The following is a 950-nucleotide window of genomic DNA, read 5'->3' on the forward strand; positions in this document are numbered from 1 at the left end:
TCATATAAGTGGTATAAGGAAACATTGGGTGGTCCAGTAAATGAGGCGGGTCAACCTGCAACGGAGGCAGGAGAGGAAATCTACTTTATTCGATCGCTGGAACGCAAAACATATAATCACGAAACCGCGGCAACGGATAGTATACGGTATATGGCATTCGCTATGTTTGAAGTGAATGAACTTTCCAAACTGCATAGACAAATGATCGATCAAGGTTTAAATGTATCACATCAAATTAATGATAGAGGAGGATGTGGCCGCCAGATCCAATTGTTAGACCCAGACGGGAACAAGTGGGATATTTGGGAGCGGCAGACGATGGTGCACTGGAGGGGAGAAGCCGCAAACAGCCCTGACTGGAAAGAACGATTCCTCTTTTGCGATTATACCGGGGAGCGTTTGATCGATGATTATTTCGAGTCACTTCAAGGGCATCATCTTCGGGAGGCTGCAACTACTGTACAAGTGATGGACTACAACAAAATCCACGAAATGGATCCTGAAGGAGTAAAACAGCTGCTGGAAGCCTTGGATCAATTTTGTGAGCAAAATCCGGATCGGTCGTTTCAAATTCTGATACGGGAAGGCTGGTATGGCGCATTCCAATCATTTGTTCATAGATATTAATAACTCTTATAAGTTCAGCATTAGTAGAACGAACCAAGGAGCAGTTTGCCCCGGCAGCTGTTCCTTGGGTTTATTAAGTTATAGGGGAGATTTCTTATGAGAGTTAAAATGTTTTTACTTACGGGAAAACCAGGAATGGGCAAAACGACTCAGATAAAAAAGATAATAAGTAAAATCGGTTCTGATATTTGCGCTGGTTTTTATACGGAGGAAATACGTGATACCAATGGTCGCATCGGATTTAAATGTGTCACGCTTGCAGGTGATAGTCAAGAAATCGCAAATGTGGTCAGTAACAGCTCTATTAGAGTCGGTAGGTATGG

Annotated in this window: 2 protein-coding genes; both read left to right on the top strand. The window is 43.1% G+C overall.

All coding sequences use genetic code 11. From position 1 onward, the window contains the following. On the top strand, nucleotides 1-627 hold a 627-nt coding region (locus AC1DWN_RS34365), incomplete at its 5' end, for a VOC family protein (protein ID WP_477563286.1). A 96-nt stretch (nucleotides 628-723) separates the two neighbouring features. Further along, nucleotides 724-950, top strand: a 227-nt coding sequence (locus AC1DWN_RS34370; RefSeq protein ID WP_477563287.1) for a nucleoside-triphosphatase, incomplete at its 3' end; no start/stop codon positions are given.

This window comes from Paenibacillus sp. P4_A7, assembly GCF_056402455.1.